Source organism: Paraburkholderia sp. 22098 (assembly GCF_052045935.1).
GTDB lineage: Bacteria > Pseudomonadota > Gammaproteobacteria > Burkholderiales > Burkholderiaceae > Paraburkholderia > Paraburkholderia caledonica.
In genome coordinates, this window is record NZ_JBQEPV010000005.1 from 23992 (window position 1) to 50226 (window position 26235).

The following is a 26235-nucleotide window of genomic DNA, read 5'->3' on the forward strand; positions in this document are numbered from 1 at the left end:
TCGTTTGAATGCGGCAGGGGCGCGGGCAGGTCAGTTCAGCGTAGGGGCGGGGGTGCGCCGGCCGTGCCGCGCCAGCGTATCGCGATAGATGCCCGGCACTTGGGCAAGTTGCGCGGGCGTGCCTTGCTGAACGACGCGGCCGCGGTTCATCACGATGATCCGGTCGAACGACTGCAACGTCGACAGCCTGTGCGCAATCGCGATCACCGTGCGATTCTGCATGAGACGTTCGAGCGCGGCCTGAATGACGATTTCCGAAGCGGTGTCGAGCGCCGAGGTCGCCTCGTCGAGCAGAAGTATCGGCGAGTCCTTCAGGATTGCACGCGCAATTGCGACGCGCTGGCGCTGTCCGCCGGAGAGCTTCGCGCCGCGGTCACCGGCTATCGTGTTCAAGCCGTCCGGCAATGCCCCGATGAAATCCATGCAGCTGGCGTCTTCGCACGCGCGCCTCACGTCGGCTTCGCTTGCATCGGGGCAGCCATAGCGGATGTTGTCGAGCAACGAGCGATGAAGCAGCGTGACGTCTTGCGGCACCACCGAGATCGCCGCTTGCAGGCTTTCCAGCGTCACTTGCGAGATGTCCTGGCCGGAAATGCGTACGCATCCGGTGGCCGGTTCGTAGAAGTGCTGAAGCAGCGCGAGCACGGTCGATTTCCCCGCGCCGGACGGTCCGACCAGTCCCACGCGTTCCCCTGCCTGGATGTGCAGCGTCAACTCGTTCAATACCGGCCTGCGGCCCGGATAAGCGAACGAGACGTTGTCGAAATCGACTGTCGCCTCGCGCACCGCGAGCGGTATTGCTTTGGGCGGTTCCGGCATCGAATAGGGCGTCAGCAAAGTTTGCGATGCTTCCGCGAGGCGCGCCACGTGCTGCGTTAAATCGACGAATGCGACCGCCACGTCGCGCGAACCATGCAGAATTGAAAAGCCCAGAGAGCCGACGAGGACCACGTCGCCGGTGCTCGCTCTACCTTGCGTCCAAAGCCACACGGTCCAGCCGAGCACACCCGCCGACAGCACCACGGTGGCGAACGCATGCAGCAGGCGCAGCTTCTCCAGATACAGCAGACTGCGCTTGCGAGCAACGGCCTCGGCTTCGAGATGGCCGTCGAAGCGCCGTTGCTCCGCGTTGACCGCGCTGAACGCACGCACGAGCCCCATGTTGCCGATTACATCGACCAGTTCGCCGTCTACGGAAGCCGCCTGGCTCGCGAACGCCTCGTGCCGCGACGTGCCCTTGCGCGCGAGCCAGAACAGACACGCGCTGAGGGCTGCCGAAACGGCGACGAGCGCGACGCTCATCGGAACGCTCACGGTGGCCACCATCACGATCGCGCCGATCACGGTCAGCGTCGGCGGCAAAGCGGTCCATGCCACCGTGTTTTCGATGATGTACACCGCGTTCGCCGTGGCCGACACACGGCTGGATAAAACGCCCGGCTGTTTGTCCGCGAAAAACGAAGGTGCATGTCCCGTCAGATACTCGAACATGTCCTGGCGGATGTCGCCCGTCACACGCACGAATGCGCGGGCCGCGACCCAGCCGGCTACGCGCCACATCAGGTTGTCCGCGAGAATGAGGCCGACGAGCACGGCAAACGCGTACTCGACCGTCTGTGGATGCGCGCGCCCTTGCGGCAGCGCGTCGATCAGATTGCGGATACCGTATTGCGACGCGAGCGCGAAGCCGACCGCCGCCACGACGCTGACGAGCATGATGACGTGAGCCACTTTGTGACGCGCGACATAGCGCCAGATGAGACGAACCGGCCGACCCGCATAGCGGGATAAAACGCGTGAGCGCCGCCGTCCGCGCACGCGGCTAGCGCGACTCCGATCGCTCCGATCGACGAGTTCCATGGTGCCTTCCCGAACTGGTGCGCCGGCAGGCGACAGCGGTGTGCTTCCGGGGAGGGAGGCGCGCCATGTGTCCGGCGAAAACGCTGCGCAAGGTCCATGCCTTGCGCAGTCCCGCCGGATTACCGCAGCTTACGTTGGCTCGTTGCCGCTTGCCCTGCGGGCGTCGAACTGTATGACGTGTTCTGCGAGCGAGCCGTTCCTTCGCTCGATGTAGACAGTGCCGCGATACGACACTTGCCAGCCGTCGCGCGCCGCAATCAGCGGCATGTTTCCGCCGGCGCGGCTGTCTATGCCACCCAGGCCCATTGCGGGCGCGGGAACGTTGTTTTCGAGCGTCGCATTCGACGAGATGACGTTGTCGTGCCACGGCGACAGTCCTCGCTTTGCTTCAAGACCTTTGCCGTCGGTGTCGACGGTGTTATCCGTTGACGCCGTGTTGGCCGCGTCCACCGAGACCGTGCGGCTGTTCGCCCGGTGCACGGGGTCGGGCGAATCGGCGGTCAGCGCGTCGAGATCGATAGGCGGCAGATTCTGCGCGTTGTCGCTGCGCCGCGTCGGCTCGGCCGCGCCAGCGTTACTCGAGCTGCCGAACTCTTTCGCTTGCGTATGAGCGTCTGGAGAAGCCGTTCCGGCTGCAGGGGTATGCACCGGACTTTTTGCGGCCATTTCGTTCTGCTGTTTCTGCGTGGGATTGTCTTCCGCGTTTTGCATGTCGCTACTCCTGCCGTTGGGGACTCCCCGGTCGGAGCGCGCGCAATGTCTGCCGCTCTTTCCGTTCCGCGAAGTCCGCTGCAACCCTCGTGTAAACGCATCGTATGAAAGGGTTACTTGAAGCGTTGAAAAAAATGACCGGCGCCGGTCTCGCGGACGACGTATGTCACCGCGATGGCGGGCGCCAGGCTATACAGTCGCAGCGAACGTTCCCGGCAGGTGGATTCGCGGCATGCGAGGTTGGGCAATGTTCGCTAGTTGGCGAGACTCGGCGCTGTGACGGCACCGTAATAGGTCGCGGCGCCGGAGCCTCCGCTAGCCGACGGCGCCTTGTAGCCCGCAATGAAATGGCCGTAAATGTACGGGTTGCTGCCGTTCACCGCACCGTCGATATGAAAAGGCGCGAACCCGACGATGGGCACGGGGCTGCCCGTATCGAGCGTGTCGACCACCGGCAGCAGAACATCGGCGGGAGCGGGCACCGAGTTGTAGATCGTATTCTTCACGCCGGATTGAATCCATGTCGTATCGCCGATATTGAGCGGCAGCGGATTGCCGTTGGCGATCAGATTGCGGATCGATGTCACGTCCTGAACGTTGTACTGAAACGATGTCCATTGCCCGGAGCCCACGCTCGCCGCGCAGCCGGCATAGTGGTAAGTCGATCCTATGCTGAACTCCTGAGGGCGGCCGGTTGCGGGATCGTTTACCGGTTGTCCCGTCGTTGCATTCCAGTAGGCCGTATAGAGGCACTTCGAGATGGCTGTCGGAAAAAGTGCGCCGGGCGCGGCGTAGCCCGGCGCCGAGATGACCGCCACAGCCGTTGCGCTGATCGGCATTGTGTTGATGCCGATGATCGGCGCCAGCACGAGCGGAAGCGGTCCGCCGTTCTGCCCGGCCGCGCGGCTTACCGTCACTCGCACGGCGGGTTTGTCGTAGGCGCCCGGCGAGGGCACAGGCAGCGACTGCAAGCCGGCGGGTGTGCCCGTCACGTTCCAGTAGCCGCTCTGAACCTGGGCCGTCAGCAGTAGCGAGCCTTCGGTCCGGTTCAGCGTGATCGCGGACTGTGCTTTCGTTTCCGCCTGCGTCCAGTTCGGGGTCGCGTAGTTCGGCCCGAGCGCTCCAGCGCCGGCAAGCGCCGCCGCATCGGCAGCGTTCTGCAGTTCGTTGCGCACGACCCACGCGCGGCCCAGGTCGACCGCGAGCGCAGTCGTGCCGATCAGCACGGTCAGGCACAGCGCGGTCATCACCGCTACGGCGCCGCGTTGCCGGTTCCGCGCCGGCGCAGGATTTCTTCGGGGTCTCATGTGAACCTCCATCGCGTGTGGATTGCGCCGGGCAGTGGCGGCCTGCCGGTTGCGCGTCGTTATTCGTAGTTCATCGTGGTGATGGCGGTGATGGGCACCGAGCCCACCAGTTGACTGACGATCGTGCCGAGCCCCACGCCGCTATACGAATAGGTGAGCGTGACCTTGAGCGGCTGACCGGTCGTCGTGCCCGACGATTGATCTACGGCTACGCTCACCGGCGACGGCGACGGCGACGCGCCAAAGCTGATCAGATACGTCGACGCATAGTTCTGCGCGACAGTGGTGATCTGAGCGGCCGTGAGTGGCGGTACCTTGTACATCACGCCGGCGCGTGCAGCTTCGCGGCTCGCATTGGTGATCACCGCCTTGTCGTACAGCGCAATGCTGAACTCGACCATGCCGAACACGATCAGCAACAGCAGAGGCAGGACGAGTCCGAACTCGACCACCGCGACGCCCGCCTCGCGGCGCCGCCCGCGTCTGCGCGAGGCCGGGCGCGTTTCGGAAAATGATGAAAAGTGCGTTGTTTTATGGCTCATTTCTCGTCCCCTGTGCGCGTTGTTGTTTTCAACCAATGCGTGCGCCGCGTGCCGATGAATGCGTCACGTGCCGAGCGTCGGCAGCAAAATGCGGTAGATGTGGATGAACGCCGGTCCCATCAGCACCGTCATCAATGCGGGGAAGATGCAGAAGATCAGCGGGAACAACAGCTTCAATGCGATCTTGGCGGCGCGTTCCTCTGCGCGCATTCTGCGGCGCGTGCGAAGCGTGTCGGACATCACGCGCAACGAAGCGCCGATGCTCGTGCCGAAGCGATCCGCCTGGACCAGCATCGAAGCGAAGTTGTCGACGTCCTCGACACCCGTGCGCAACGCGAGGTTGCGCAGCGCCTTTTCCTTCGTGAAGCCGGAACGCAGTTCGAGCAGCATCAATTGCAGTTCGCTTGCGACTTCGGGACTTGCGAGCTGCATTTCGTTGGCCACTCGCATCAGTGCGGCGTCCATGCCGAGGCCCGCTTCCACGCAAACCGTCAGCAGATCGAGCGCATCCGGGAAGCCTTCGACAATCGCGCGCTGACGCCTCGCACGGCAGCGCGCCAATATGATGTTCGGCGTGTAGTAGCCGATCGCCGCGAGTATGGCGAGAATCGTTGCGCTCACAGCGTACTGTCCGTTGACGACCGGCGTGCGCATCAATGCGATGAGGCCGACAAGCGGCAGCAGCAGTGCGAGCACGGTCTTCGCCGCGAAATAAAGCCCGGCCGCCGTCGATGAGCGCCAGCCCGCGTTCATCAAACGCAGCCGTAACGGCGAGTCTTCCCAGCCGTCCTTTGGAATGGACAGTTGCGAGATCGGCCGCGAGATCTCCGCGATTTTCTCGGCCCATCCCGAGCCGGCCGAAGACTGCGTTTGCCGCGACAGCGACACGCCTCCGGCCTGCTGGATGCGGCGCTGCATATCCTTTGGCGTCATCCACCACATGAGCGCGACCACGCCGGCGAATGTGGCGACGAACACGCCGCCGAGCAGCAACATGATCCCTGAATCGAGCGTTTCCATCGTGACTCTCCAATTGGGTTCTCTTCACGCACGGCCGGCGTTATACGCGAATCCGCACGATCCGCCGCATCCACAGCACGCCGAACAGCATCGACACGAACACCGATTCGATGACCTTGAGCCCGGCGGGATCTTCCCAGAGCACCGAGAGAAAGCTTGGGTTCAACAGATTCATCGCGCCCGCCGCTGCGAACGGCAACAGGCCGATGATCCATGCCGACAGGCGCCCTTCGGCGGACAGCACGCGCACCTGATCGAACAGACGCAGCCGGTCGCGAACCAGCGACGCAATGCTGTCGAGAATCTCGGCGAGATTGCCGCCGGTCTCGCGCTGGATCAGCACCGCGATCACGAAGTAGCGCAGATCGCGAACCGGCACGCGCGTTGCAAGATTGAGCAGTGCTTCGTTCATCGTGACGCCGTAATTGATTTCGTCGAAGACGGTACGGAACTCGCCGCCCGTCGGCTCGGCGAACTCGTTGCCGAGCATGCCGATGGCGCTTGAAAACGAATGGCCCGCTCGCAATGCGCGGCTGATCATGTCGGCGGCCTCGGGCAACTGCCGCTCGAGAACACGCAGGCGCCTAGCGCGAGCGCGCAGCACGCGCAGTGTTGGGAACGCGAGGGCCGCCGCGACGGCGAGCACCATGACGAGCGTCGGCACTGGCACTGGAGAGAAATTGGCCGCGAGCAGCACGACGATAACGGCCACCACGCTGTGCATCACGAGCCGCCCGACCGTGTGGTTCAACCCCGACTGAACGACGATCCGGTCGATCGCGTGGATGCGCGGCACGCGTAACATCAGCGCATGGAGCGGCGCGGAATTGCTGAGCATGCGCTCCTTCAGGATGGACAGGCGCTCGCCGTGCACATGCGCGCCCGCCGACAGCGCTCTGATCCGTTGATCGAGGCGTCGCGCGGCGGGCCCATGATGGCTGTTCCACCATTGATACACCCCTTCTATACCCAGAACCACCGCAACGAACAGCAGGAAAGCGAAGGCGTAAAAGATCGGATTCATAGATGCCTCACAAAGATGAGCCGCGTGCGCCGCGCCGACCGTTACGCCGTATCGAAGCGCCGTGCCGGATCGTAGAGCTGGTCGGGCAGCGCAATGCCGAACGCCTGCAACCGCTCGGTGAACTTCGGCCGTACGCCGGTCGCGCAGAAGTGGCCGCGCACCGTGCCGTTCTGATCGATGCCCGTTCGTTTGAACGTGAAGATCTCCTGCATATTCACCATCTCGCCTTCCATGCCCGTCAATTCCTGAATGCTGACGACCTTGCGCCGGCCGTCGGTCAAGCGGGCCACCTGGACCACCACCGAGATCGCGGACGAAATCTGCTGGCGCAGATTCTTCGGCGACAGCGCGAGGCCGGCAAGGCTGATCATGTTTTCGAGGCGCGTCAGTGCGTCGCGCGGCGTATTGGCGTGAATTGTCGCGAGCGATCCTTCGTGGCCGGTGTTCATCGCATTGAGCATGTCGAGCGCTTCGGCGCCGCGCACTTCGCCGAGGATGATGCGATCCGGCCGCATCCGCAGCGCGTTGCGCACGAGCGTGCGTTGGGTGACTTCGCCGCGTCCCTCGACATTCGGCGGCCGCGTTTCCAGACGCAGCACGTGTTGCTGGCGCAGTTGCAACTCGGCTGCGTCTTCGATCGTTACCACGCGCTCGCCTTCGGGAATGAAGCCCGACAGAATGTTCAGCAGCGTGGTCTTGCCGCTGCCCGTTCCGCCCGACACCAGCACGTTGACCTTTGCCCGCGTGAGCGCATCGAGCAGCTCGGCCATGGGTGGCGTGAGGCTTTGCGACGCCACCAGGTCGCTCATCTGCAGCGGGTTCACTGCGAAACGCCGGATCGACATGAGCGGCCCGTCCACGGCGGAAGGCGGAATGATCGCGTTGACGCGCGAGCCGTCAGGCAGGCGCGCGTCGACCATCGGACTCGATTCGTCGATGCGCCGCCCGACCCGCGAGACGATCTTCTCGATCACCTTCATCAGGTGCGCGTCGTCGTAAAAGGTCACGTCCGTGAGTTCCAGCCGTCCCCCGCGTTCGACGTACGTCGTGCGGTACGTGTTGACCAGAATGTCCGATACGCTCGGGTCGCGCAGCAGCGCTTCGAGCGGACCGAAACCGAACATCTCGTCGTGGATGTCGGTCATCAACTGCCTGCGTTCGAGGTCGTTGACGGGCGCCTTGTCTTCTTCGAGGATGCGCGCGATCAGCCCGCCGATTTCCTGACGCACCTGCTCGGCCGGCAGCCGCGCGAGACGTTCCAGTTCGACCCGATCGAGCACGGCTTCGTGAACCTTGCGCTTGAGCGTCTGGTAAGCGGCTCGCGCGAGACCGAGCGGCGCGCGCATGCCCGCCTGGCGTTCCGGCAGCGCATGGACCGTTTGTGACGACATCTGTTCGCGTAGTGACATGAGATTCTCCTGGCTGACGTTATGACGCCGTCGACTGCCGCTGCGTGGCCGAGCGGCCGAACAGCCGGGCGAGCAACGGGTCATCGCGCTTCTTCTGCGGGACGACGCCTGTCGACTGATTGACGATGCTTTGTGCGAGCGCCTGTATGCTGCGCGTGAGCGCGCTGTTGCGCGCATTTTTCAGCAACGGCTCACCGAGGTTGACGGCCTCGGCCGCCGCTTGCGGGTCGTCGGCGATCAGATGCGAAGGACGCCTGCCGAGTACCTGTTCGAGCGCGCTCGCGGCTCGCTCGTCGTGGCGGCGGTGCCGGTTCAATAGCAGGCGCATCCTGTCGGGCGAATACGCGAGCGACACTAGCATCTCCTGCAGACGGCGGCCCGCGCGCACATACGGCATGCTTGCCTGAAGCACCAGGTGAATCTCGGCGCTGCGATCGAGCGCAACGATGGACAGCGCATTGATGCTCTGGCCGAGATCGAACAGCACGACGTCGTAACGCGGCGCCGCCACGCCGAGAATCCATTCAAGCTGCTCTTCATGAATCTCGAGCGCCTTCAACGGATCGCCCGCGCCGGCCAGCACATGAAAGCCGGGCGTGACGTGCGTGAGCGACGCATCGAGAAACGCGGCGTCGATGCGTTCGATCTGCGCGCAGACTTGCGGCAACGTCGACGGCGGTTCCTGATCGCTTACGAGAAACGCGGCGTCGGCGAACATCTGGTTCAGGTCGACGAGCAGCACCCGCTTGCCGTGCAGCGTCGCGATCGCGTGACCCACGTTCGCTGCGATCAGGCTCGTGCCTGCGCCGCCCTTGCACGAAATGAACGACACCATATGCGTTTCGTGGCGAGCCTCGTCGGCGTGCGGGGCCATGGCACGCTGCACGGCGGCGCCGAGCGCTCGTGCGTCGAGCGGCCAGTTCAGCACGTCGCGAACGCCCGCGCGCATCGCGGCGATCAGCGTGTCGGGCGACGTCTGCGGCAACAGCAACAGACACGTGAGGCGTGGATAGCGGTGCACCAGCAGGTTGACCGAATCGAGTTCGGCGCGCTCGATCGACGCCGCGTCGATGATCAGCACGTCGAACGCATCGAGACTGTCGCCGCGCTCCAGCAACGTGGAGGGCGCGCCTTGCATGCGGGTCGTCGTGCAATTGACGCAGTCCGTGACGAGGCGAACGACCTCGGACATTCGGCCCGTGTGCTCGGAGTTGATGAGGATATTGATCATGATGTTGTCGTCCGCGGAATCGTTGCCGGGTTGGCCCTGCGACGGCTCGCGCCGTTGCAAGGCTCGCGTTGCCTACTCGCCGTTCGTAGGCGAAGGCATGGCCGCGCCCGCGCCCGCACCGCCGGCAGAGCTGCGGCCCACGCCGATTACGAATGCATTGGCGGACGTTGTCGGTGCCTTCAGCGACGCGTTGTAGTTCGACATCGCCGCGACCGCAGCCTTGCCGTCCACGCCCGCCGTCGACGGATTTTTGGAGGCCGCGTCTGGGTCGATGATCTGGGCCTCGGTGTAGCTGCGCACCGATTCGCCGAAGTGCCGGTCGAAGTCGGGTGTCGTCGACATGCAGCCGTTGAGCGCGAGGCACGCCGGCAGGAGTAACGCAGCCCAGCGCAAGGAGGAAATGGTGTGGTTTGTCATGACGTTCTCCGAGGGGTTGCGTTAGTTGTGAGCAGCAATTTGCGCGGCTTTCGCCTCAGGCAGCGGTGTGCTCGCCGCTGCCGGATTCGGCACCATGGCGGAGACGGGCGGCTCCGCGGCGGGAACGACTGCCGGAACCTGCGGTTGCGACGGTGCCGGAGCCATCGTCGGCGACGGCGCAGGGGCAGGCATCGGCGGCGCGGGCTTGTTGTCGACAGCGGGATCGCGGCCTTCCATGTTGCCCATCAGATAAACGTCGGCCTCGTTCGGCGTTCTCAGGCGGTCGGTGGGCAGCGGCAGATTCGCCGCCGTTTGCAACGGCTTCACGAGGTGCGGCGTGATGATGAACACGAGTTCGGTGCGGTCCTGCTGATACGACGTGCTTCTGAAGAGCGCGCCCAACACGGGTACTTCGCCGACACCCGGTATCGCCTTCAACGTGCCCGACGCGTTGTTCTTGATCAGGCCGCCAATCGCGAAAGTCTCTCCATCGTTCATCTGCACCGTCGTGGAAGCGCGGCGCGTGGTGATCAGCGGCAAGATCGTCAGATTGTTGGTATTCGTCGCACCGACCGTGACGCCGGTGGACGACAGCTCCGACACTTCCGGCGCCACCTTCAGATTGATGCGGCCGCCGGCGAGTACAGTCGGCGTGAACTTCAGGCCGACGCCGAATTCCTCTTCCTGCAGGACGATGGTCGCCACGCCGTTCAGGTTGCTTTGCGGAATCGGAATGAAAACCTTGCCGCCTGCGAGGAATGTCGCCTCCTGCCCGCTTAACGTGACGAGATTCGGCTCGGCCAGAATCTTCACGAGGTTATCGCCGTGCTGTCCGTCGATCGCGACATTGAATGGCCGGTTATTCGCCTTGTTCACGTCGACGATGCTCGACACGCCCGCGAGCAGGCTGCTGATCAACGCGCCGCTCCACGAGCCGAAGCCGCCCTGGATGTTCATTGCCGAGCCCAACTGGTTGAGCACTGTCTTCGACACTTCAGCGACCTTCACTTCGAGCATCACCTGTTGCGGCGAGTCGACGCTCATCATGTTGAGCACCGTCGCGGCCTTGGCGTTGCCATTCGACGCGCCGTTGGCTGCCGGCAGCGAACTGCGTGCGTATGCTTTGGCGATTTCCTGTGCCTGATTGGCGGCCTGTGCATTCGACACGCGGCCGGCGAGCACGAGATCTCCCGCGACCGTCGAGACGCGGATGTTCGGCTCATCGGGCATGAGTTGCGACAGCGAAGTCTGCAGGCCGCCTGAATCCGCGTTCACTACCACGTTGATGACCTCGCACGCGCCGCTCTTGCCTTGCACGATCATGTTGGTGGTGCCGACCGCCATCCCGACCACGTACAGCGTTTGCGGCGACACCATGGTGGCCTGCGCGATCGACGGGTTGCCCAGCGTGCGATTGCGCACCGGTTCCGCGGTGTGCATCAGCGTCGACTTGCCGATTGGCACTACCACCGTGCTCTGCTCGTTCTGCGTGCGGCTGCATGCAGGACCGCGGGCGGCGGCGCTTTGCATTGCGCTCGCGGGCTGCGCTGCTGTTGGATTCATGCTGATGGTCATTTGCACTGGACCGCGTGGCATGGGCACAGCAACGCCTTTGCCGGACATGCCCGGATCGAGCGCTTCCTGGGCGTGCACCGCCTGCGTGCTGAGCAGCGATGCGCATATCGTTGTGGTCAGCAACGCGGCGCGCATCCCGCAGCCGTTCATGAGTTTCCGTTGACTCGATTTCATTTCTTTATCTCCCCGTAGCCCCGTTGCGAGCGAACTGTCGTGCGCGACACGCGGCGGCATTGCCCGACTGTTATGTGATCAAAAGCATTCCTGACTACCTTGCGTTCCCGACAGCACGCCGACGCAGTCGCGCTTCGGCGCAGGGCGGGCCGTGTATTTGACGCGAGCGGGCGCCGCCGCGACAACGGGCGCGGATGCCGGCGCGGCGGGCCTGCCTAGCAGCGTGACCTTGGTCGCGCCGCCGGTGGGCAACGCGCGGTCGTCGATCTGGTTGCGCAGCACGAGTGACAGGCTGCCGACGCTGCGCGCGAGATCGAGTTTTTCGGCCTGGTCAGGCGTCACTTCGAGCGTGACTGCGTTGACGACCTTGGGCTGCGTGTCGTCGCGGCTGACCTGCTGCGCGACGGCAAGCACGAGAATCTTTTCGAGGACGATCTTCGAGATGCTCTGCTGCGGGTCAGAGTTCTTCGCTTCGGGTTCCTGAGTGTTGACGATCACGTCCACATAGTTGCCGGGCAGTGCAAAACCCGCCACACCCACGACATCGTTCACGCGCACCGTGATCGCACGCCTGCCTTCGCCGATCACCGCCGAGAGGCCGCCCTTGGTGCCTTGCGGAGCGAGCTTCGATTCGATCACCGGCTCGCCGGGTTCGAGGCTCGTGCGCACCACACGTCCGTCAAGTGCTTTGGCATCCTTGAACGCGCCGGGCGGGACGCTTGCGGACGGCCAGTTCACCGTGCGGATCATGTTCGGATTCAGCGGCTGCCCGAGACTCACTTCGGCGGTGGCCACCGCAACCGGCGTGACGGCCGACGACGACGCCTGCAGCAACCATCGCGAGGCGAAACCGACGGCGGCAAGACCCGCGAGCAGAGCCATTCCTAACATCACAATTGCGCGACTGGTCTTCATGTTGATACTCCTTTCATGAGTTGCGATGGCACCTGCTGATCAGACGCCGGCGTACCGTTTGCCGGCTTCCCCGGCATGGGATAAATGCGTGTCTTCATGTTCCGGCGCGCTGCCGAAATAGCTGTGCCATGCATGCGCCAGACGGTATTCGGTGACGACCGGTACATCGCCGTGATAGAGCGCGAACGAACGCAGCACGGCGAGAAGATCGGCCGGATAACAGGCGAGAAGCGGTGTCCGGCTGCGCAGATGCAATTGGTGCAGCAGGTACTCGAACACGCCGGGTGCCTGTTCAATGTCGTGGGCTGCGCATTGAGCGTCGAAGAGGCGCCGGTAGTCGTCGAGGCACAGCGGGCCGACATGGAGCTTCGAGCCGAGCCTGCGCAGAAAGGCGTTGTCGTTCAGTTCGGCGGGGGTGAGGTTGGTCGAGAAGACGGGCCACACATCGAACGGGCTCACGAAGCGCGCACCCGACTGCAGCGAGAACTGATCGACGCCGCGATCGAGCGGCGTGATCCAGCGATTAAGCAGATCGGCGGGCGCGACGCGCTGGCGGCCGAGATCGTCGACGACATACATGCCCATGTTCGCCTTCATATGCGGCGGCGCCTGATAAAAGCCGCTGTTCGCGTTGTACTGAAGATCGAGCATCGCCAATGTCAGTTCGCCGCCGGACATCACCACCGGCCGTTCGCATACTCGCCAGCGGCGATCGGTTACGTGAGGCAGGGCGTTAGCGCAAGCGTCGCGATGAATCAGCGGATCGTGCAACTGGATGACATCGCCCGCTACATGAATCGCATAGGGAACCGGCACAGCGCCTTGCAGCAATTCCCCAAGCCGTTCGGCAAGGTAGGTCTTGCCGCCGCCCGCCGGGCCATAGAGCATGACCGGGCGGCCGGCGTTCAACGCGGCGACTGCGGAATCGATCAACGGCATATCGGCGATCAGGTCCGGGAACGCGGCGCGCACGTCGTGCTGCGCAATGCGGATGCGTTTTACCGAATACGCGTTGACCATGCTCACATACGCCTGGAGCGTGACCGGCGCGGGGCCGCAATAGTTGGAGCGGCTCGCTTCGTGAGCTGCCAGAGCGCGGCCGGCATCGGTGAGGCGCAGATAGACATCGGTATCGGCGGCACCGCGATGGGCGATTTCGACAAGATGTTCGCGCACCAGGAAGCCGATCGTTTCTTCGAGTGCCGCTGCTGTCAGGCAATGCCGCAAAATGAGATCGCCGAGCGACGATTTGCCGTTCTGCAAAAGGGACTTCAGAACCAGATGCGCGACGAAGAGCGCGGGCAAGCCGGTGTCCGCAACAGTGCGCGGCGCGCGCAATACCATGTCGTTCGTGCAGCTCTGGCCGGCGTCCATGTCGAGAGGTGCGCTCGCTGCCTGGGCTGTGGCCGTAACGTTCGTGTTCATGTCCTGCTCCCCGGTGCCGCGCGCTACGTCGAGCACGGCTTTATCGCTTCTGATGCCGGATCGTCGTCCGGCACGCGGTTGTGATTCCGTTATGCCGTTGCCGTCAGCAAGACGGAAATGGTTCCTGCTGCGATGGCTGCGCCGTAGGGCACCGATCCCACCGATTCGATGGAAGCCGCGCCTGTTTTGCGCAACGCGGGCTGGACAATGACGCGAAGATTTGCCCACACCTTTCCCAACTGATGACGCCGCCCGGTGCGCGCAAGCATCCATATGCCGCCGATCACGCACGTGGCGAGAGCCGCATGGAACACGAGCAGCGGCCCAATCCATGCGCCGACCATCGCGAGCAGCTTGACGTCGCCGGCGGCCATGCCGCGCACGAGATAAAACGGCAGAAACAGCGCGACTCCCACAACGGCGCCCGTGAACCACGCGCCGGCGCCGTCGCCTAATCCCTTGAGCCAGCACTGCACAAAAAACGCGCCGAGCAGACCGGCGCCGACCAGCATGTTCGGAATACGCCGGCACTGGATGTCCGTACTGGCGGCAGCGACAACGAGCGCGATGACGCACGGGGCGATCGGTGGCAGGACGTTGCTGGTAATCAACATGGCAAGCTCTCGTCGGCAATACCGCAAACTGAAAAAGGGCGGTGCGATGGACGACGGCGCGAACGCGGCACGCCCATCGGCACTTCGCGCGAAACTAGGCCAGATAGCCGGAGATCGCGATGAACTTCGCCTCGAGGTTCGTCCCGATGGCCGTCACACCAACGATGATGGCGAGCGCGATGAGCGTGGCGATGAGGCCATACTCGATTGCGGTGACGCCTTCTTCGTCGTGGGCGAATGCGTCAATGGATTCAATGAGCGATTGCATGATCAACTCCCGTTCAACTGGATGGCGGCCTTGCGGGCCGGGCAGCGGCTAACGGCGGTGGCGGCGGACGGTACGCTTGCACGATTCGTCCGCCGGCACCGGCCCGTATTTACGCGAGCTTCCCTGCGATGAAGTTGAACTTCGCGTTGAGATTGGTACCAACGGCCGTCGCGCCAACGATGATGGCGAGCGCGATGAGCGTGGCGATCAGGCCATATTCGATGGCGGTCACGCCGTCTTCGTCGCGAATGAATGCCTTGGCGCTGTTGATAAACGATTTCATGATTGATCTCCCTTTAGGATGGCTAACTTAAATGGCATCGAATAACTACGGTTTGGGTACAACGTACTGCTCACTACAAGGGTGCTACAGAAAATGGCGTCCGGGCGCTGCGGATGAGAGCGGCCGGGCAGGAGCCGAAAACGGCCCGCTACGATTTGTGTGGTGGCTGTGCCGCGGCGCGACTGTCAGCGGGATTAGCTTGCGGGAAACAGGGAACGTAAGCGGCGCATTGAATATGACCGCGAGATGCGATGCCAGAAGACGACGCGCGATGCGCACGGCACACCGCAAGCCCGTTCGAATGAGGATTAGAGACTGCATCTTCTGGTACTCCTCGCATTCTTTTATTTCGCAGCCGGATCGTTCTTCTCGCTGCTCGTTCTCGAGCTATAAGAGAAGCCCCCGTTGGCAAGACCTGGTCGATGGTCGTGTCGCCGGCTGTATGAAAAGGTAAAAGCAAGGAGTGGGCCAGTCGTGGTCGATTCCATAGCGCGCCGGGGTTGCAGCCCGTTGATCGCACTTCGCAAGATGCCGACTCGCGTAGTTCTGACCGAGTTGAATCATTTGTGCCTCATCTGCAGGTCATTCTTGCCGCGATGGAAAATCGCGCTTTCAGGCCATGGCTGTGCTGTGCAGCCCAAATTTAGGGATTTGACCCAGGTGCGTTGTTAGCGGCATTCCCCGACGAATTGAGGTGGTTTTTTGGCCGGCGTCGGACCGATTCGTTTCAACTTTGAATCGCGGGTAGTCAAAGCGGCACTTCAAACGACACAGTGGCGGTTTATTGCGTGTACTGGAGCACTCACATACAAGCCTCGCAACGACCTGCATGCCCTTCAACTTCGACGGTCATAGCGCGCGCCCGACGCCAAAGCGCGCCAGCAAATAACGTTATCGAAATCGATTCATTCCCATGCCGCGCGCGGCTCGATACGCTGACGTATCGACCTGACGTGAGGGCTTATGGCTCATTCCGCTCCAACTTCTTTTTCAACGCGACGGCGCATGCTGAAACTGTTGGGTGCCGTGCCCGCCTTCGCGGCAACCGGCGCTTTGCATTCGCAACATACGCTGGCTGCGGATCTTGCATCGACCACGCTCGTACTCGGTGACCAGGCCGGCGGCACGCGCGCGCTCGTCGAGGCGGCCAAAGTGCTCGACGGTGCGCCATACGCTTTTCGCTGGGCGAATTTTCAGGGGGCGGCGCCGCTGTTCGAAGCGCAACGCGCGGGCGCCGTCGATCTCGCACCGGCAGGCGATCTGCCGGTACTCGCGGCGGCGGTTGGCGATCCGACGCTGAAGATCGTGGCGACCCGCGTGGGTTCGGGTGCGCAACTCGGCATCCTTGTCCCGCCGAACTCTGCGATACGCACGGTTGCCGACCTGAAAGGGCGCACCGTGTTTGTGTCGTCGGCACGCGGCAGCATTTCGCAATTCCAGTTGTATGGCGCGCTCGCCGAAGCGGGCCTATCAAAAGACGACGTGACGGTGCGCTTCATTTTGCCCGTCGATGCATTTGCGGCGTTCGCTTCCGGATCCATCGAGGTGTGGGCGACATTCGATCCGTACTACGGCATTGCCGTCCAACGCGGCGCCCGCGTTTTGCGCGACGGCACTGGCATCAATAGCGGGCTAGGCTTTATTACTGCGTCAGGGGCGTCGCTTGCGGACGCGGGCAAACGCGCGGCTATCGCCGACGTGCTGTTGAGGCTGCAACGTGCGGGCGACTGGGCATTGGCGAACCCCGATGCATATGCACAGATTTATGCGACGTTGACGCGCTCTCCGCTCGATGCCGCGAAAGCAATCACGCGGCGCGCGTCGCTCAAACAGCATTTCGTCAACGATAAGGATATTGCCGCGCTTCAGAAAGTGGCCGACAGTGCGAACCGCGACGCGATTTTGCCGCGCCGCGTGGACGTTCGCGCGATATCGGAGACACAGATTGCTCGACTGGTCAGCGGATAGGGCGCTACAGCGTTACTGCGTTATTGCGCTCGGGCTTTATGGAAGCAATGGCACGTCTTCAATCAAATCGGCTTTCACCGCGCGAATTCTGCGATCGACAAAATAGCCGCCGCCTTCGGTGTAGTGCAGATAGAGACGTCCGCATAAGACGCACTTCCACACTGCACAGCGGTTGTACGGAAAGTAGCGCGGCGCAATGGGCGCGTCGGCCGACCAATAGCTTGTCTTGTCCGGCAAGTACTCGCTGAAAGTAGGCTCGACATAGTCTTGCGGCAGCAGCGTGCCGATTTCCTCGAACTGCGTTTCGTCGAGAGAAAGCGGTTGCGACTGCCAGCCGTCGAGCGGCGTTTTCATGCACGCGCATGGCCCGATGGTGCGCGCCTCTGCGGCACGCGCCAGTTCAACAAGCATTTCAGCGTTCAGATATTGCGCCATGAGGCTCACTGTCAGGTGTTCATCATCCTGTCGCGTTGAGGGGCAACCCACGAGCGGTCGAAGTTGCCTTCGGCAATCGACTTCAAGGCTGCCATCTCTTTCGCTTGTTGGCGGCGCGCGCCTTCGATAACAGCTTCGGCGTCGGCGGGCGCGATTGCGAGCAGGCCGTCTTCATCGCCGACAATGATATCGCCTGGATGGACCACCATGCCGCCGACGGTGACAGGCACGTTGATTTCGCCAGGTCCGTTCTTGTACGGACCACGATGCGTGACGCCGCGTGCGTACACCGGAAAGTCGCGCTGACCTAGCGCGCCGACGTCGCGTATCGCACCGTCTATCACGAGTCCCTCCACGCCCAGACTCTGAGCGAAGCTCGCCATGATCTCGCCCATCAGCGCCTGGGTCAGGTCGCCGGCGCCGTCGATCACCAGCACGTCGCCGGGTCTGCAGAAATCGAACGCGCGATGAATCGCCAGGTTGTCGCCAGGCCGGGTATGCACCGTGACCGCGGTGCCCGCAAGCGGCTTTGGCCGATGATACGGTCGCAATCCGAGCATGCCACTCGCGCGTGCCATGTTGTCGCTGAGGAGGGACACCGCAAGTTCGCGCAATGCGACGAGAGTCGCCGCTCCAGGCTGAGGTGCCGACTCATACTCCCGCCATCCGATTGGGTTCATACAATAGCTCCTTGCGCCGCGAGTTGCCGGTCGAGTTGACGCGAAAGCCGCGGATAGACGGCACGCGCGTTGTCCTCATATATACGTTGGCGCTCGGCGTCGCTAAGCCATTCGATTGCATCGATATAGCGGCGCGTATCGTCGTAATGGTGTCCGGTCTCCGGATCGATGCCTTGCACCGCGCCTATCGTTTCCGATGCAAACAGAATGTTTTCGACGGGGATCACTTTCGCGAGCAACTCAGCGCCCGGTTGGTGATAGACACAGGTATCGAAGAACACGTTTTTTAGCAGGTAATCACGCAGCAGCGGTCGCTGCATGTCTTGCGCGAGGCCGCGATAACGTCCCCAGTGATAAGGCACTGCGCCGCCGCCGTGTGGAATGATGAAACGCAGCGTGGGGAAGTCCGCGAACAGGTCGCCAGTCAGCAACTGCATGAACGCGGAGGTGTCGCCGTTGATGTAATGCGCTCCGGTTGCATGGAAGTTCGGGTTGCACGACGACGACACGTGGATCATCGCGGGCACGTCGAGTTCGACCATTGCTTCATAGAGCGGATACCACGAGCGATCCGTGAGCGGCAGACCCGACCAGTGTCCGCCGGATGGATCGGGATTCAGATTGCAGCCTATGAAACCGAGTTCTTCGACACAGCGCCGCAATTCGTCAATACAGTTCGCGGGCGGCACGCCTGGCGCTTGAGGCAACTGGCATACGCCCACGAAGTTGCGCGGAAACAGCGAACACACGCGATGCACGAGGTCGTTGCATTCGCGTGACCATTGCGCGTTTGCTTGCGCGGTGGCGAGATGGTGACCCATGCCCGCGGCACGTGGCGAAAAGATCGTGAGGTCGGTGCCGCGTTCGCGTTGAATGCGCAACTGGCCCGTTTCGATGCTCTCGCGGATTTCATCGTCGCTAATGTTGGGGCGTGCGGGCGGCGTGTGGCCGTCCTTTAACGCGGCAATCTGCTGCGTGCGCCAGGCTTCGTGCTGCGGCGGCGAGGTCGTGTAATGCCCGTGACAATCGATGATCATGGTTTGCAATGCCTTTGCTTGTTGTCGCGATGTTCGTTACGCACGCGGCGCGGCGTCGCCTGTGGCGAGCGATTCTGCTTCGTCTTCCGATGCCGTGACACGCATCACCAGTGCGATGACCGTGGCCACGAGCAGGAACGCTGCAATCGTCAGCAACGCGAGCTTGAAGTTGCCGGTTGCGCTGCGCACAAGACCGATACTCCATGGGCCGACCAGGCCGCCGAACTGCGCAATGGTGTTGATGAGCGCGATAGTCGCGGCGCCTGCCGCACCGGTTCTGAACGACGATGCAAGGCTCCAGAACAGCGGATTGCCCGCATAGATAAACAGACCGGTCACGCACAACAGCACGTAGGCGATCACCGGATTCGGCGCATATGCGCTGCCGGCAATGGCCAGCGCACTCATCCCGTACACGAAAGCAAGGTGTTTCTTCCGGTCGCCGGTGCGGTCCGAGCTGCGGCTGATCAGGAAAGTGCCGAGCACGCCCAGTAAAGGCGGCGCGGCGGACAGAAAGCCGACTTCAAGATTAGTAAGGTGTCCAAGGCTTTTGACGATCTGCGGCAACCACAGGAACAATCCATAAATGCCGACCAGTGCGCAGCCGAACAGGCAAGCCAGACTCCACACACGAATGTCGCCCGCCACGCGCAGGAGCGGGAAGTGCGTGTTGCCGCCCAAGGCTTCTCGTTCTGCGGCGAGCGTGGATTCGAGCCAGCGCTTTTCGTCGACGGAGAGCCACTCGGCGTCGGCCGGGCGCTCGGTCATGATGCGCAGGGTGAGGAGACCGAGCAGCATTGCCGGCACGCCTTCAAGAATGAACATCCACTGCCAGCCGTGCAAACCGAGAATGCCGTCCGCGTACGTCATGAGCGCCGTGGATATAGGTCCGCCCAGCACTGCCGAAAACGACCCGGCGATGATGTAGCCGCCCACCGCTCGCGCCCGGTAGCGCACCGGAAACCACTTCGTCAGATACACCGCGACGCCCGGCAGAAAGCCTGCTTCCATGACGCCGAGCAAAAAGCGCAGCACGTAGAAGCTCGTGTCGTTGAACACGAACGCAGTCACCGCGGCCACGGCGCCCCACGTCAGAAGAATGCGTGCGATCCAGCGCCGTGCGCCAACGCGATGCAACAGCAGGTTGCTCGGCACTTCCAGCAACATGTAGCCGACAAAGAAAATGCTGCCCGCGAAACCGAACACAGCGGGACTAAAGCCCAACTGCTTGTTCATGTCGAGTGCGGCGAAGCCGATGTTGATGCGGTCGAGGTAATTGAAGAACATCATGGCGAAAAGCAGGGGCATCAGACGCCCATATACCTTTCGCATGGTTGCGGCTTCGTCGATCGGGTTCATGTTGTCTCCTACCTTGCGGCGACGGCGAGTGCGCCGTCCCTGCGTTCTTGTCATATGTGCAGGCAATGATAAGAACGGGCGGGTGAGCAGTCCAAGACCGGTTGCTTATGCTTCTATAGGCTTTTGCTTATAGTGCGGCGTTTTCGACGGGCGGCGGAAGGCAGGCGAGGAACGCACGCAAGTGCGGCGACGCGTCGTCGGAGCGGAAAGTCGCGGCAAGCGTCGAGCGATATCTGGAAGCCGGTCCTGTCAGGTGGCGATAGACAACGTCGCTCCGGCCCAGACGCGCTACCGACTCGCCAATGAACGTGACACCCAGCCCAGCGGCCACGAGCGCGATAGCGGTTTGAATCTCATACGCCTGATGAGCGACGAACGGCGTCAGTCCGGCATCGCGATACAACGATAGAACCGAGCGCTTGAACTGCGCATTCTGATGCTTCGGGTAAAGGATCAACGGTGTGTCGGCGAGATCGGTGATCTTCAAGCTCTTGCGGGCGGCGAGCGGATGGCCCGGCTCCAACGCGGCCACCACCCGTTCGCGCAGCAGCGGGTACGACGTGCATCCTTCGATTGCGAGCGGCTGACGGCCAATGCCGATGTGAATCCGCATGTCGCGAAGCGCATCGGTCTGTTCTTCGGTGAGCATTTCGAAGAGCTTCAGGTCCACCTGCGGATACGCTTGATGAAACGCTTTGAGCGCGGGCGGCAGAATGCTGTACATCGCCGAGCGCGTGAAGCCGACGCTGAGCCAGCCGCGCCGGCCTATGCCGATTTCCTGCGTCGCGAGGCTCGCCTGCTCGAGGGCGCCGAGTATCTGGCGAGCCTCTGTACACAAGTAAAGTCCCGCTTCGGTGAGCGTGAGCGGCCGTCGAGCGCGATCAACCAGTTGCGTGCCGAGCCGCTCTTCGAGCGAGCGGATCTGTTGGCTCAGCGCGGGCTGCGCAATGTGAAGCCGTTCAGCAGCACGGCTGAAATTAAGCTCCTCGGCGAGAATCACGAAGCACTGCAGGGCCCTAAGATTCATAGCGATTCTGTTTGACGTCGGTACGCGCAGAATACCCTACACTGTTGCCTATGATCCGCGAAAATGAGGAGCGCAATCAATGCGACTGACTGACTTCGACACGTTGACGTTCGATTGCTACGGCACGCTAATCGACTGGGAAACAGGCATTTTCGAAGGCTTGCGGCCGCTTCTCGAACGCGTCGAGCAAACGCTGACACGCGACCAGGTACTCGAAGCACACGCGCGACACGAGTCGTCGCAGCAAAAGTACACGCCTTACCGGCGATATCAGGAGTTGTTGCCGATCGTCTATAAGCGCCTCGCCGAAGAATGGCGCGTGCCGTACACGCTCGACGACTGCATGGCTTATGGCAGATCAATTCAGAACTGGCCGGCATTCGACGATTCAGCCGCGGCGTTGCAGTACCTGAAGCAGAACTACAAGCTGGTCATTCTTTCGAACGTGGACAATGAGAGCTTCAGCTATAGCAACGCAAAGCTGCAGGTCGAATTCGATGCAATCTTCACCGCTGAAGATATCGGTTCATATAAGCCGTCACCGCGCAATTTCGAGTACATGCTGGAGAAGCTCGGTGAACGCGGCATCTCCAAGGACAAGATTCTTCACACGGCGGAAAGTCTCTTTCACGATCACAAGCCGGCAAATGAGTTCGGACTTGCGTCGTGCTGGATCTATCGCCGGCATGCCAAAGAGGGCTTTGGCGCGACAATGGACCCGGGCTCCCAGCCGAAGATCGACTTTCGCTTTAACAGCATGGCAGAACTGGTGGAAGCCCATCGCAACGCTTTGATTTAACGCAAGCCGTTTGCTTACTGGTCGAAGCCGCCCTGGCACAGGTACTTGATCGACAGATAATCGTCGAGTCCGTACTTCGAGCCTTCGCGGCCATAGCCCGATTCTTTTACGCCTCCAAACGGCGCCGCTTCGCTCGACACAGCGCCTTCGTTGATACCGATTACGCCTGCTTCCAGCCGGGCGGCGACACGGTCGATACGCCGCACGTCCTGCGTAAAGAAGTAAGCGGCGAGGCCGAACGGCGTGTCGTTCGCGAGACGCACCGCTTCGGCTTCGTCGCTGAAGCGGAACAGCGGCGCAACCGGTCCGAAGGTTTCTTCGCAGCACACCAGCATGCCGTCATTCGCGTCCGTCAGCACAGTCGGTGCATAGTAGTTCGGGCCCAGTTCCGTTAGGCGTTTGCCGCCGGTCAACACTTTTGCGCCTTGTTTTACGGCGTCTTCCACGTGACGCGCGATCTTGTCGATTGCGCGTTCGTTAATCATCGGGCCGATCTGCGCGCTCGGATCCGTTGCAGGCGCAACCTTCAGCGCCGCCACGCGTTTCGCGAGCAGATCGGCGAAACGCTCATAGACACCCGCTTGCACATACACGCGATTTGGGCATACACACGTTTGGCCGCCATTGCGGAACTTCGCTGCCATCAGACCGGTGACGGCGGCGTCGAGATCGGCGTCGTCGAATACGATGAAAGGCGCATTGCCGCCCAATTCGAGCGAGAGCTTTTTCAACGTGGCGGCGGACTCGCGCGCAAGATGCTTGCCGACCGGCGTCGAACCGGTGAACGTGATTTTGCGAACGCGAGCATCGGCGAGCCAATCGGCCACCGCTTCGATGCCCTGGTCGCGCGAAGCGGACAGCATGTTCAGCACACCGTCGGGCACGCCGGCTTCCTGTGCGAGGGCGGCGAGCGCGAGTGCGGTGAGGGGCGTGTCTTCGGCGGGCTTGGCGACCACCGTGCAACCGGCCGCAAGGGCCGGCGCGATCTTGCGGGCGATCATCGCGAGCGGGAAATTCCACGGCGTGATCGCGGCCACGATGCCGATGGCTTCCTTCACCGCGCTCATGCGTTTGCCGCGTTGCTGCTGCGGAATGATGTCGCCGTAGATGCGCGTCGCCTCGTCTGCGAACCACGCGACGTATGACGCGCCATACGCGACTTCGCCGCGGCTTTCCGCCAGAGGCTTGCCTTGTTCCGTCGACATCAGCTTGGCGAGGTCTTCGGTGTTCTCAACGATGAGCGCGTGCCAGCGGCGCAGAATCTCAGCACGTTCGCGCGGCAGCTTGCCGCGCCATGCGGGCAACGCGCTGGCCGCGGCGTCGGTGGCGGCGCGTGCGTCTGCGGCACTGCTGTTCGCCACTTCGACAATGGTGTCGCCGGTCGCGGGATTAGTGACGGGAAAGCGCGCGCCGTTCGCGGCGGCGATCCATTTTCCGCCGATGAAATTCAGCGGGCGAATCAGTTCATTGCGCGTCAATGCGAGAGACATTGCGTTGCTCCTTGGGTTGCCGTTTTGACAGTATCGGGCGTACGGTTTCTGTAAGCGCGCAGCGGGTGTAGAGCAGCGCGAAGCTCGTTCCATAAGCCGATGCTACGCGCGTCCGGCAATCAATGAATCGCCTCAAAAAGCGGCCCACGGTGTGCAGATTGTTTTTTTCGGGCGCCCACAGCATATTCTGCTGATTGCGTTGCAACGTTAGCGCCTGCGGCATGGACCCGTCGACGCGCGCACGACAAGTGGCGACCGCCCGCGTAGCATTCACGGTCGCAGGCGTTAGTCCGCTAACGCCTGTTCGTTGCGCGCCGTCGCGCACTCGGACGTGAACGCCATGCTGGCCTGGTCCGGCGTCATGCGTGGCGCGTTGGGCGCATAGATTTTCTCGATGATGGCGGCAAATGTCTGGCGGTCTGCATCGTCGCGATAGTACTTTGCGGCCTGATCGAGCGCCTGCGCTTTGGTCTTCTTGTGCGCGCGCCACGAAGCGACCTGGCCGGCGATATCGCCAATCGCAAAGCACTGATTGCTGACCGTTTGTGCCACGGCCTGAACGGCCGTTTGAACAAGGCATCCCGCAAGCAATGCCGATATCACCACGCGTTTCATGACGACGAATCCTGTTGGGCGCAAAGGCCGCAGTTTAACGCGGTAGCGAGCCCTTGCTGCCCGCGTCGATTCGTCGCTGTGGGCGACTATTTCTTGTCCGGCTCGGCTTCGGTGTCGGTGCCTGTTTTGCCATTGCTCCTGTTGGTGACCCCGCCCGTTTCGTCGAGTTCGTCATCCAGGTCGTCGTCGTTTTCATCAGCCGGTGGATCGGATGCCGCCGCCATGCCAAAAACTGGAACATGGCGAACGGGCAGCGAATAGGCAGGAGAGCTGGCAAGAGAATCGAGGTTCATGTCGTGTGCTCCATAAGATGGTTGGCATCACTTGCAGCAAGCCCCGAACCCGGCAATGCAGGTTGGAGCTTGAAAAGAAAAAGCCGCCTCGAAAGGCGGCTTGTCTGGACCAGCAACGCACTTCCGTGCGAGGCGCTCAGTGTCCGAACGACTCCGCTTTAGGCACCGATGCATTTGCCACATGCGGCCGCGCCGCCTGTTTGATCAGCAGCGCGATGCACGCGATCACGCCGGCCACGGCGATCGTCCCGAAAATGCCGGCGAACGTGAAGTGACGGCGCGCGAGTTCCGCTACGAGGAACGAACCGGCAATGCCGCCGAAGCGTCCGATACCAAGCATCCACGCGACGCCCGTGCCGCGGCCTTGCGTCGGGTAGAAAGCGGCAGCGAGTGCGGGCATCGACGATTGCGCGGTGTTCATCAGCACCCCTGCAACGAACACGATAAACACGAGCGCGCCGACATTGCCCACCGCCTGGCCGATGAAATACACGCTCACGGCGGTCAACGCATAGCAGGCCGCGATGATGCGGTTCGCGTTGAAGCGATCCATCAGCACGCCGCACACAACCGCGCCTACGCCGCCGAGCGGGAACAGCGCGGAAATCAGCGTCGCGCGCTGCGGCGTGAGGCCGGCGTCCTTCAGCAGAATCGGCATCCAGTTGATCGATGCGTAGAAAATTACGAGGCCCATGAAGTACGTGATCCACAGCATCAGCGAGCCGACGATGTACGCGCGCGACAGCACTACACCCGCGCCCTTGCCGCCCGTTTGCGGCGCGGTTTCCGTCATCATGAACGAGTCCGCCTGCGCGGCTTCGCTCGAAATGCGCGACAGAGCGGCGCGAATCCGCGCGACCGGCTGATTGTTGGCGACCATGTAGCGAACCGACTCCGGCATCTTGATCACCAGCAGGACGAGCAGGAGAAGCGGGGCGATACCGCCGAGCATCAACACACTGCGCCAGCCGAAATGCGGAATCATCCACGCGGCGAGGAAGCCGCCGAATGCCGCGCCGAGCGGGAAGCCGCAAAACATCAGATTGATCACGGTCGCGCGGCGACTGTCCGGGCAGTACTCGCCCATCATCGTGACGGCGTTCGGCATGGCCGCACCGAGGCCGACGCCGGTGATGAAGCGCAGCACCGTCAGATATTCGATGCTCGTCGAAAATGCCGAACCGAGGCAGGCGGCGCCGAACAGCAGCACCGAGCCCAGCAGCATTCCCCGCCGTCCGAGCCGGTCGGACAACGGCCCCGACACCAGCGCGCCGCATGCAAGGCCGAACAACGCCGCGCTCAGTACAGGTGCGAGCGCCGGTTTCGCAATGCCCCATTCCGCGAGTAGCGACGGTGCAATGAAACCGATGGCGGCCGTGTCGAAACCGTCCAGCAGGACGATCACGAAACACATGAAAAAGACCAGCCACTGGAACGGTGAAAATGGATGTTCGTTGAGGAAGGTCTGAACGTTCACAGCGTTGCTGCGATTCATGATGCGTCTCCTGACTGCAAAAAGGCCCGTCGCAGCGAGCCTTGTCTTACTTTACGATCGCGTGCCGTTGGGCGGCGCGCAATGCCTGCGCCTGCAACTCTGTCGGCTTCATCCATGCATGGTATGCGGACAGGGTTGCCGTCGCTATCAATTTATTTGTTCGTATATAGAACTACGATTCTCTCAGCGAACAAGCGCCACTGTAAGTAATTTGATAACGGCAGGTCAACGCGGGATTACCCGACACTGTGGCCGGGGCGCG

The 26235-nt window shown here is 62.4% G+C and carries 26 protein-coding genes; 2 read left to right on the top strand and 24 right to left on the bottom strand.

From position 1 onward, the window contains the following. Positions 1-30: 30 nt before the first annotated feature. The 15 genes from ACTJLB_RS11815 to ACTJLB_RS11885 all read right to left on the bottom strand — a co-directional run bounded on the left by ACTJLB_RS11815 (position 31) and on the right by ACTJLB_RS11885 (position 14775). The gene (locus ACTJLB_RS11815; protein WP_440783354.1) at positions 31-1860 is read right to left on the bottom strand and encodes an ABC transporter ATP-binding protein; all 1830 of its coding nucleotides are present in this window, start codon (positions 1858-1860) and stop codon (positions 31-33) included. A 129-nt stretch (positions 1861-1989) separates the two neighbouring features. After that, a complete protein-coding gene (locus ACTJLB_RS11820) occupies positions 1990-2571 on the bottom strand; it encodes a DUF3005 domain-containing protein (protein ID WP_440783355.1) in 582 nt (193 codons plus the stop codon). Between the two features lie 254 nt (positions 2572-2825). Next, on the bottom strand, positions 2826-3878 hold the full coding sequence (locus ACTJLB_RS11825) for a TadG family pilus assembly protein (protein WP_440783356.1): 1053 nt from the start codon (positions 3876-3878) through the stop codon (positions 2826-2828). Positions 3879-3937: 59 nt separating this feature from the next. Beyond that, positions 3938-4420: a TadE/TadG family type IV pilus assembly protein gene (locus ACTJLB_RS11830; RefSeq protein WP_440783357.1), complete on the bottom strand. Its 483-nt coding sequence runs from the start codon at positions 4418-4420 to the stop codon at positions 3938-3940. Positions 4421-4483: 63 nt separating this feature from the next. Next, positions 4484-5440 (bottom strand): type II secretion system F family protein, encoded by a 957-nt coding sequence (locus ACTJLB_RS11835; RefSeq protein WP_440783358.1) that lies wholly within the window; start codon positions 5438-5440, stop codon positions 4484-4486. Between the two features lie 40 nt (positions 5441-5480). Continuing rightward, the gene (locus tag ACTJLB_RS11840; RefSeq protein WP_440783359.1) at positions 5481-6464 is read right to left on the bottom strand and encodes a type II secretion system F family protein; all 984 of its coding nucleotides are present in this window, start codon (positions 6462-6464) and stop codon (positions 5481-5483) included. A gap of 41 nt (positions 6465-6505) precedes the next feature. Continuing rightward, positions 6506-7873 (bottom strand): CpaF family protein, encoded by a 1368-nt coding sequence (locus ACTJLB_RS11845; RefSeq protein WP_204523115.1) that lies wholly within the window; start codon positions 7871-7873, stop codon positions 6506-6508. 19 nt (positions 7874-7892) lie between these two features. Then, complete coding sequence (locus tag ACTJLB_RS11850) at positions 7893-9104, bottom strand: AAA family ATPase (RefSeq protein ID WP_440783360.1); 1212 nt, start codon at positions 9102-9104, stop codon at positions 7893-7895. Between the two features lie 72 nt (positions 9105-9176). Continuing rightward, on the bottom strand, positions 9177-9521 hold the full coding sequence (locus ACTJLB_RS11855) for a hypothetical protein (protein WP_408163522.1): 345 nt from the start codon (positions 9519-9521) through the stop codon (positions 9177-9179). 21 nt (positions 9522-9542) lie between these two features. Further along, positions 9543-11270, bottom strand: a complete 1728-nt coding sequence (locus ACTJLB_RS11860; protein ID WP_440783362.1) for a type II and III secretion system protein family protein — start codon at positions 11268-11270, stop codon at positions 9543-9545. A 78-nt stretch (positions 11271-11348) separates the two neighbouring features. After that, the gene (gene cpaB / locus ACTJLB_RS11865; protein WP_020071345.1) at positions 11349-12185 is read right to left on the bottom strand and encodes a Flp pilus assembly protein CpaB; all 837 of its coding nucleotides are present in this window, start codon (positions 12183-12185) and stop codon (positions 11349-11351) included. 39 nt (positions 12186-12224) lie between these two features. Further along, positions 12225-13610: an ATP-binding protein gene (locus tag ACTJLB_RS11870; protein WP_440783363.1), complete on the bottom strand. Its 1386-nt coding sequence runs from the start codon at positions 13608-13610 to the stop codon at positions 12225-12227. Positions 13611-13699: 89 nt separating this feature from the next. After that, the gene (locus ACTJLB_RS11875; RefSeq protein WP_440783364.1) at positions 13700-14224 is read right to left on the bottom strand and encodes an A24 family peptidase; all 525 of its coding nucleotides are present in this window, start codon (positions 14222-14224) and stop codon (positions 13700-13702) included. Positions 14225-14318: 94 nt separating this feature from the next. Continuing rightward, complete coding sequence (locus ACTJLB_RS11880; protein WP_027805140.1) at positions 14319-14492, bottom strand: Flp family type IVb pilin; 174 nt, start codon at positions 14490-14492, stop codon at positions 14319-14321. Between the two features lie 109 nt (positions 14493-14601). Next, the gene (locus ACTJLB_RS11885) at positions 14602-14775 is read right to left on the bottom strand and encodes a Flp family type IVb pilin (RefSeq protein WP_020071341.1); all 174 of its coding nucleotides are present in this window, start codon (positions 14773-14775) and stop codon (positions 14602-14604) included. Between the two features lie 1005 nt (positions 14776-15780). On the opposite strand from ACTJLB_RS11885, the gene ACTJLB_RS11890 reads away from it, so the two are divergent. Further along, positions 15781-16743 (top strand): ABC transporter substrate-binding protein, encoded by a 963-nt coding sequence (locus tag ACTJLB_RS11890; protein WP_394340551.1) that lies wholly within the window; start codon positions 15781-15783, stop codon positions 16741-16743. A 36-nt stretch (positions 16744-16779) separates the two neighbouring features. On the opposite strand, the gene ACTJLB_RS11895 is transcribed toward ACTJLB_RS11890, so the two are convergent. The 5 genes from ACTJLB_RS11895 to ACTJLB_RS11915 all read right to left on the bottom strand — a co-directional run bounded on the left by ACTJLB_RS11895 (position 16780) and on the right by ACTJLB_RS11915 (position 21281). Further along, the gene (locus ACTJLB_RS11895; protein WP_087753008.1) at positions 16780-17178 is read right to left on the bottom strand and encodes a hypothetical protein; all 399 of its coding nucleotides are present in this window, start codon (positions 17176-17178) and stop codon (positions 16780-16782) included. A gap of 11 nt (positions 17179-17189) precedes the next feature. Further along, positions 17190-17858: an RraA family protein gene (locus ACTJLB_RS11900; RefSeq protein WP_440783365.1), complete on the bottom strand. Its 669-nt coding sequence runs from the start codon at positions 17856-17858 to the stop codon at positions 17190-17192. Further along, complete coding sequence (locus ACTJLB_RS11905) at positions 17855-18895, bottom strand: amidohydrolase family protein (protein ID WP_440783608.1); 1041 nt, start codon at positions 18893-18895, stop codon at positions 17855-17857. The genes ACTJLB_RS11900 and ACTJLB_RS11905 overlap by 4 nt, the downstream gene beginning before the upstream one ends. Before the next feature lie 36 nt (positions 18896-18931). Continuing rightward, the gene (locus tag ACTJLB_RS11910) at positions 18932-20254 is read right to left on the bottom strand and encodes an MFS transporter (protein WP_440783367.1); all 1323 of its coding nucleotides are present in this window, start codon (positions 20252-20254) and stop codon (positions 18932-18934) included. Between the two features lie 127 nt (positions 20255-20381). Further along, positions 20382-21281 carry a LysR family transcriptional regulator gene (locus tag ACTJLB_RS11915; RefSeq protein ID WP_440783368.1) on the bottom strand — a complete coding sequence of 300 codons (900 nt, stop codon included), beginning with the start codon at positions 21279-21281 and terminating at the stop codon, positions 20382-20384. A gap of 79 nt (positions 21282-21360) precedes the next feature. On the opposite strand from ACTJLB_RS11915, the gene ACTJLB_RS11920 reads away from it, so the two are divergent. Then, on the top strand, positions 21361-22080 hold the full coding sequence (locus tag ACTJLB_RS11920) for a haloacid dehalogenase type II (protein ID WP_440783370.1): 720 nt from the start codon (positions 21361-21363) through the stop codon (positions 22078-22080). Positions 22081-22094: 14 nt separating this feature from the next. On the opposite strand, the gene ACTJLB_RS11925 is transcribed toward ACTJLB_RS11920, so the two are convergent. The 4 genes from ACTJLB_RS11925 to ACTJLB_RS11940 form a co-directional block, all read right to left on the bottom strand. Beyond that, positions 22095-23570, bottom strand: a complete 1476-nt coding sequence (locus tag ACTJLB_RS11925) for an NAD-dependent succinate-semialdehyde dehydrogenase (protein WP_088175868.1) — start codon at positions 23568-23570, stop codon at positions 22095-22097. A gap of 285 nt (positions 23571-23855) precedes the next feature. Next, positions 23856-24185 (bottom strand): hypothetical protein, encoded by a 330-nt coding sequence (locus ACTJLB_RS11930; protein WP_440783371.1) that lies wholly within the window; start codon positions 24183-24185, stop codon positions 23856-23858. Between the two features lie 86 nt (positions 24186-24271). Beyond that, complete coding sequence (locus ACTJLB_RS11935) at positions 24272-24478, bottom strand: hypothetical protein (protein WP_440783372.1); 207 nt, start codon at positions 24476-24478, stop codon at positions 24272-24274. Positions 24479-24614: 136 nt separating this feature from the next. After that, positions 24615-25973 carry an MFS transporter gene (locus ACTJLB_RS11940; RefSeq protein ID WP_440783373.1) on the bottom strand — a complete coding sequence of 453 codons (1359 nt, stop codon included), beginning with the start codon at positions 25971-25973 and terminating at the stop codon, positions 24615-24617. Positions 25974-26235: the final 262 nt, after the last annotated feature.

Coding starts and splice junctions, on each gene's coding strand:
- ACTJLB_RS11815 (WP_440783354.1), bottom strand. CDS start 1,860: ATGGAACTCGTCGATCGGAGCGATCGGAGTCGCGCTAGCCGCGTGCGC.
- ACTJLB_RS11820 (WP_440783355.1), bottom strand. CDS start 2,571: ATGCAAAACGCGGAAGACAATCCCACGCAGAAACAGCAGAACGAAATG.
- ACTJLB_RS11825 (WP_440783356.1), bottom strand. CDS start 3,878: ATGAGACCCCGAAGAAATCCTGCGCCGGCGCGGAACCGGCAACGCGGC.
- ACTJLB_RS11830 (WP_440783357.1), bottom strand. CDS start 4,420: ATGAGCCATAAAACAACGCACTTTTCATCATTTTCCGAAACGCGCCCG.
- ACTJLB_RS11835 (WP_440783358.1), bottom strand. CDS start 5,440: ATGGAAACGCTCGATTCAGGGATCATGTTGCTGCTCGGCGGCGTGTTC.
- ACTJLB_RS11840 (WP_440783359.1), bottom strand. CDS start 6,464: ATGAATCCGATCTTTTACGCCTTCGCTTTCCTGCTGTTCGTTGCGGTG.
- ACTJLB_RS11845 (WP_204523115.1), bottom strand. CDS start 7,873: ATGTCACTACGCGAACAGATGTCGTCACAAACGGTCCATGCGCTGCCG.
- ACTJLB_RS11850 (WP_440783360.1), bottom strand. CDS start 9,104: ATGATCAATATCCTCATCAACTCCGAGCACACGGGCCGAATGTCCGAG.
- ACTJLB_RS11855 (WP_408163522.1), bottom strand. CDS start 9,521: ATGACAAACCACACCATTTCCTCCTTGCGCTGGGCTGCGTTACTCCTG.
- ACTJLB_RS11860 (WP_440783362.1), bottom strand. CDS start 11,270: ATGAAATCGAGTCAACGGAAACTCATGAACGGCTGCGGGATGCGCGCC.
- cpaB (WP_020071345.1), bottom strand. CDS start 12,185: ATGAAGACCAGTCGCGCAATTGTGATGTTAGGAATGGCTCTGCTCGCG.
- ACTJLB_RS11870 (WP_440783363.1), bottom strand. CDS start 13,610: ATGAACACGAACGTTACGGCCACAGCCCAGGCAGCGAGCGCACCTCTC.
- ACTJLB_RS11875 (WP_440783364.1), bottom strand. CDS start 14,224: ATGTTGATTACCAGCAACGTCCTGCCACCGATCGCCCCGTGCGTCATC.
- ACTJLB_RS11880 (WP_027805140.1), bottom strand. CDS start 14,492: ATGCAATCGCTCATTGAATCCATTGACGCATTCGCCCACGACGAAGAA.
- ACTJLB_RS11885 (WP_020071341.1), bottom strand. CDS start 14,775: ATGAAATCGTTTATCAACAGCGCCAAGGCATTCATTCGCGACGAAGAC.
- ACTJLB_RS11890 (WP_394340551.1), top strand. CDS start 15,781: ATGCTGAAACTGTTGGGTGCCGTGCCCGCCTTCGCGGCAACCGGCGCT.
- ACTJLB_RS11895 (WP_087753008.1), bottom strand. CDS start 17,178: ATGGCGCAATATCTGAACGCTGAAATGCTTGTTGAACTGGCGCGTGCC.
- ACTJLB_RS11900 (WP_440783365.1), bottom strand. CDS start 17,858: ATGAACCCAATCGGATGGCGGGAGTATGAGTCGGCACCTCAGCCTGGA.
- ACTJLB_RS11905 (WP_440783608.1), bottom strand. CDS start 18,895: ATGATCATCGATTGTCACGGGCATTACACGACCTCGCCGCCGCAGCAC.
- ACTJLB_RS11910 (WP_440783367.1), bottom strand. CDS start 20,254: ATGAACCCGATCGACGAAGCCGCAACCATGCGAAAGGTATATGGGCGT.
- ACTJLB_RS11915 (WP_440783368.1), bottom strand. CDS start 21,281: ATGAATCTTAGGGCCCTGCAGTGCTTCGTGATTCTCGCCGAGGAGCTT.
- ACTJLB_RS11920 (WP_440783370.1), top strand. CDS start 21,361: ATGCGACTGACTGACTTCGACACGTTGACGTTCGATTGCTACGGCACG.
- ACTJLB_RS11925 (WP_088175868.1), bottom strand. CDS start 23,570: ATGTCTCTCGCATTGACGCGCAATGAACTGATTCGCCCGCTGAATTTC.
- ACTJLB_RS11930 (WP_440783371.1), bottom strand. CDS start 24,185: ATGAAACGCGTGGTGATATCGGCATTGCTTGCGGGATGCCTTGTTCAA.
- ACTJLB_RS11935 (WP_440783372.1), bottom strand. CDS start 24,478: ATGAACCTCGATTCTCTTGCCAGCTCTCCTGCCTATTCGCTGCCCGTT.
- ACTJLB_RS11940 (WP_440783373.1), bottom strand. CDS start 25,973: ATGAATCGCAGCAACGCTGTGAACGTTCAGACCTTCCTCAACGAACAT.